The 4,527-nt window shown below is 50.5% G+C and carries 4 protein-coding genes, 4 tRNA genes and 1 rRNA gene; 1 reads left to right on the top strand and 8 read right to left on the bottom strand.

Annotated features, from left to right (window positions below):
- The 5 genes from F0Q32_RS25335 to F0Q32_RS25355 all read right to left on the bottom strand — a co-directional run.
- Positions 1-299, bottom strand: a 299-nt coding sequence (locus F0Q32_RS25335) for a GTP-binding protein (RefSeq protein ID WP_000031686.1), incomplete at its 3' end; no start/stop codon positions are given.
- 118 nt (positions 300-417) lie between these two features.
- Positions 418-493, bottom strand: a tRNA-Thr gene (locus F0Q32_RS25340).
- Between the two features lie 5 nt (positions 494-498).
- A tRNA-Gly gene (locus F0Q32_RS25345) sits at positions 499-573 on the bottom strand.
- Between the two features lie 110 nt (positions 574-683).
- Positions 684-768: transfer RNA gene (locus F0Q32_RS25350), tRNA-Tyr, on the bottom strand.
- Between the two features lie 10 nt (positions 769-778).
- A tRNA-Thr gene (locus F0Q32_RS25355) sits at positions 779-854 on the bottom strand.
- Between the two features lie 386 nt (positions 855-1,240).
- On the opposite strand from F0Q32_RS25355, the gene coaA reads away from it, so the two are divergent.
- Complete coding sequence (coaA, locus tag F0Q32_RS25360) at positions 1,241-2,191, top strand: type I pantothenate kinase (protein WP_041686545.1); 951 nt, start codon at positions 1,241-1,243, stop codon at positions 2,189-2,191.
- A 38-nt stretch (positions 2,192-2,229) separates the two neighbouring features.
- Here the strand turns inward: coaA and birA are convergent, their stop codons facing one another.
- The 3 genes from birA to rrf form a co-directional block, all read right to left on the bottom strand.
- Positions 2,230-3,192 carry a bifunctional biotin--[acetyl-CoA-carboxylase] ligase/biotin operon repressor BirA gene (birA, locus tag F0Q32_RS25365; protein ID WP_149465137.1) on the bottom strand — a complete coding sequence of 321 codons (963 nt, stop codon included), beginning with the start codon at positions 3,190-3,192 and terminating at the stop codon, positions 2,230-2,232.
- The gene (murB, locus tag F0Q32_RS25370; protein WP_149465138.1) at positions 3,189-4,217 is read right to left on the bottom strand and encodes a UDP-N-acetylmuramate dehydrogenase; all 1,029 of its coding nucleotides are present in this window, start codon (positions 4,215-4,217) and stop codon (positions 3,189-3,191) included. The genes birA and murB overlap by 4 nt, the downstream gene beginning before the upstream one ends.
- 208 nt (positions 4,218-4,425) lie before the next feature.
- Positions 4,426-4,527, bottom strand: a 5S ribosomal RNA gene (rrf, locus tag F0Q32_RS25375); the annotation flags it as partial.

Raw genomic sequence — 4,527 nt, forward strand, 5'->3', positions numbered from 1 at the left:
TCCATCTGCGCAGCACCGGTAATCATGTTTTTAACATAGTCGGCGTGGCCCGGGCAGTCTACGTGCGCGTAGTGGCGAGTCGGGGTGTCATATTCAACGTGGGAAGTGTTGATGGTGATACCACGAGCTTTTTCTTCCGGCGCGTTATCGATCTGATCGAATGCGCGAGCAGCACCGCCGTAGGTTTTAGCCAGTACGGTAGTGATGGCAGCGGTCAGCGTTGTTTTACCATGGTCAACGTGGCCGATAGTACCGACGTTAACGTGCGGTTTTGTACGTTCAAACTTTTCTTTAGACATCGATTGTCCCTCTAAGACACGGATAAATCGGTGATATCACCACATCAACCAGGCAACACGCCCGACTTGTTGAATGCATTTAAAAGTAAACAGAGAGAAACGGGAAGGAGAAGTGAAGTGGTGCTGATACCCAGAGTCGAACTGGGGACCTCACCCTTACCAAGGGTGCGCTCTACCAACTGAGCCATATCAGCACGTCTGGAGCGGGCAGCGGGAATCGAACCCGCATCATCAGCTTGGAAGGCTGAGGTAATAGCCATTATACGATGCCCGCATCCTGAAACTCGGCTACCCAGTTCTTTCTGTTTAAGGAGAAGAACACTCTCCTGTTTGAGCCGGTGGATACAGCTTCCGACTCTGGCTGCGCTTTCGCGTAACCGAAGATGGTGGTGGGGGAAGGATTCGAACCTTCGAAGTCGATGACGGCAGATTTACAGTCTGCTCCCTTTGGCCGCTCGGGAACCCCACCAGGCACTTGATGGTGCCGACTACCGGAATCGAACTGGTGACCTACTGATTACAAGTCAGTTGCTCTACCTACTGAGCTAAGTCGGCATCAAGTAGCGCGCATTCTAGGGAGACCTGCGCCAGCATGCAACTAAAAATTTGCATAAAATGTTCTCTTGCTCATATTTTGTGCGCAACTGCGTAAAAACACGGCAGAGTGGTGAATATGAGAGCAAAAAGTGAGTATTTTTAATGCAACGCTTCATGGCCGAATTACGGCGCTATCGGCCTTAACGGTTTTTGCCGCTCAAAGTGAGGGTTAATAACGCTTCGGAAGAGAGTCGTAATGTGTTGCGTTTGTGCACGAAAGCGCCACGTATTTAGATTTTTTCTTCTTATTCTCTTCCATCTGGTGTTAACCTCCTGCCCATTGTCCTGATTAACTGAATGTTGATGCGTCGTGTGTTCGCTAAGGCGGCGGTCAGAACATGCTTATGAGAAAAAAAGAGCAAACGTTAATGACACCTTACCTACAGTTTAATCGTAGCCAGTGGGCTGCACTTCGTGATTCCGTGCCGATGACCCTGACTGAAGGGGAAATCAAACGGTTGAAAGGTATCAACGAAGATCTGTCGCTGGAAGAGGTCGCCGAGATCTATTTGCCTTTATCGCGTTTGCTCAACTTCTATATCAGCTCGAACCTGCGTCGCCAGGCTGTGCTGGAACAGTTCCTGGGCACCAATGGGCAACGTATTCCTTATATCATTAGTATTGCCGGCAGCGTCGCCGTGGGGAAAAGCACCACCGCACGCGTGTTGCAGGCGTTACTGAGCCGCTGGCCTGAGCATCGCCGTGTAGAGCTGATTACCACCGATGGCTTCCTGCACCCTAATGAGGTGCTGAAAGAACGTGGGCTGATGAAGAAGAAAGGCTTCCCGCAATCTTATGATATGCATCGCCTGGTGAAATTCGTTTCAGACCTGAAATCCGGCGTGCCTGACGTGACAGCCCCTGTCTATTCGCATCTGATTTATGATGTCATCCCGGACGGCGATAAAACGGTTACGCACCCGGATATTTTAATTCTTGAGGGATTAAATGTTCTGCAAAGCGGGATGGATTATCCACACGATCCACATCATGTATTTGTTTCCGATTTTGTCGACTTCTCAATATATGTTGATGCGCCGGAAAAGCTCCTTCAATCGTGGTATATCAACCGCTTCCTGAAATTCCGCGAAGGCGCATTTACCGATCCGGATTCTTATTTCCACAACTATGCGCAGCTTTCAAAAGATGAAGCGATAAACGTAGCGACTAATTTGTGGAATGAGATTAACCTTGTGAATCTTAAGGAAAACATCTTGCCCACGCGCGAGCGCGCGAGCCTGATTTTGACGAAAAGCGCAAATCACTCGGTTGAGCAGGTCCGTCTAAGAAAATAAAGCCTTTTATAGAAAAGGGAGCCTCGGCTCCCTTTTTTTCATTCTGCGCTACGCAACGAAATTTCGCCGCCAACCCAGGGTTTAATCACTCCATCCTGCTCAAGTAATAATGCGCCTTGCGAATCAATTCCACGTGATATACCGAAGATCTCTTTGTCGCCAATAATTAACTTCACCGGGCGATCAATAAAGTTATCGAGTCTTTTCCAGCGTGTCAGATACGGTGTCAGCCCTTCCCGCTCAAACAGACGTAGCGAATCACGAAGCTCTTTAATCAGGCGGACAGCAAGCGTATTACGATCGATGGAGATCCCCGCTTCCTGAAGGTTGATCCAGCCTTGATTAATAACATCATTTTCGACGTTACGCATGACAAGATTAATTCCCGCGCCAATGACAATTTGCGCAGCATCACCCGTTTTTCCGGTTAATTCCACCAGGATACCGGCAAGTTTACGATCATTAAGGTACAGATCATTCGGCCATTTTACACGCACATGGTCGGCACCCAGGCTCTGCAATACTTCAGCCATGACAATGCCAATCACCAGACTCAAACCAATTGCCGCGGCAGGCCCCTGCTCCAGACGCCAGTACATTGAAAGGTAGAGATTTGCCCCGAATGGAGAGAACCATTTACGGCCACGGCGACCACGTCCTGCGGTTTGATACTCTGCCACGCAGGCATCGCCAGAATGCAACCCGTGAATGCGATCAAGCAGATACTGGTTGGTGGAATCAATAACCGGTAAGACCGCCACATTACCATATTCAATTTGCTGACGAATGCGTTCTTCTTCCAGTAACTGGATTGGCTCTGGCAGGCTGTAACCTTTGCCAGGTACGGTAAACACATCCACGCCCCAATCGCGTAGGGTTTGAATATGTTTGTTAATCGCCGCCCGGCTCATACCCAGTTTTTCACCCAACTGTTCGCCGGAATGGAATTCACCGTCAGAAAGGATGGATATCAGCGTTAAGGGTACCGTGTTGTCTTTCATGCAATGACCTCTACCGCGTTCACTTCGCCCGTTGGCCCCATAAATCGCACTTCAGGCTCCAGCCAGACATTAAATTTCTTGCCGACCTGAGCCCGCACATGATGGGCGAGACCAACCACATCATCACTGGTCGCATTACTCTGATTGATGAGAACCAGCGCCTGCTGTTGATGTACCGCCGCACCACCGTGACTATAGCCTTTCAACTGACACTGGTCGATAAGCCAGCCCGCCGCCAGTTTTACGGTTCCATTACGCTGCGGATAATGTGGCGCATTGGGGAATAAAGCCAGCAGCGCATCGGCATGCTCGCGATTAACGACCGGGTTCTTAAAGAAGCTTCCCGCATTGCCGTTAACTTTAGGATCCGGGAGTTTTGTCATTCGCATATGGCATACGGAATCAAAAACGTCACGCGGGGTAACGGTCTGCGGATCTAAACGCGTCAGATCGCCGTACGTCAGCACGGGCTTCCACGCTTTAGTCAGGCGGAAACCCACGGCCAGAATAGCGAATTTGTCCTGATACTCATGTTTAAAGATGCTATCGCGATAGCCAAAACGACATTCTGATGCCGATAAACGCAGGTGTTTACCGGTCGCCAGTTCGACACAGTCTACAAACTCACAGACCTGTTGAAGCTCGACGCCATAGGCTCCGATGTTTTGAATAGGTGATGAACCGGCGCAGCCAGGGATCAACGCTAAGTTTTCCAGACCCGGCATGTTGTTATCCAGCGTATAACAAACTAATTGATGCCAGTTTTCACCCGCCCCGACATGAAGATGCCAGGCATCTGCCGACTCGGTAACCTCGATACCTTTAATCCGGTTAACGATGACGGTTCCGGCGTAATCTTCCAGGAAGAGAACATTGCTTCCTTCCCCCAGAATAAGAACTGGCAGACCTTCTGCGGTCGCATGCTGCCAGGCGCTCAGTAGTTGTCGTTCGTTTTCCGCGCATATAATGTGCTTCGCATGATGATCAATGCCGAAGGTGTTCCAGGGTTTTAGGGAATGGTTCATAGCTGCTTTCCTGATGCAAAAACGTCGCTAGTTTACCGTATATGAGGGGATTGTGCGCGCGGTATCGCCCGGTGGCGCTGCGCTTACCGGGCCTACGTGTGTGGCTCCATACCCGCAGGCCGGATAAGGCGCAACCGCCATCCGGCATGGTTTTTTTCGCACCAGCGCAAAAAGGCCATCCTTCCGGATGGCCTTCTGCTTATTTGATGCCTGGCAGTTCCCTACTCTCGCATGGGGAGACCCCACACTACCATCGGCGCTACGGCGTTTCACTTCTGAGTTCGGCATGGGGTCAGGTGGGACCACCGCG

This window comes from Pseudocitrobacter sp. 73, assembly GCF_008369545.1.
Classification (GTDB): domain Bacteria; phylum Pseudomonadota; class Gammaproteobacteria; order Enterobacterales; family Enterobacteriaceae; genus Pseudocitrobacter; species Pseudocitrobacter vendiensis.

Coding starts and splice junctions, on each gene's coding strand:
- coaA (WP_041686545.1), top strand. CDS start 1,241: ATGAGAAAAAAAGAGCAAACGTTAATGACACCTTACCTACAGTTTAAT.
- murB (WP_149465138.1), bottom strand. CDS start 4,217: ATGAACCATTCCCTAAAACCCTGGAACACCTTCGGCATTGATCATCAT.
- birA (WP_149465137.1), bottom strand. CDS start 3,192: ATGAAAGACAACACGGTACCCTTAACGCTGATATCCATCCTTTCTGAC.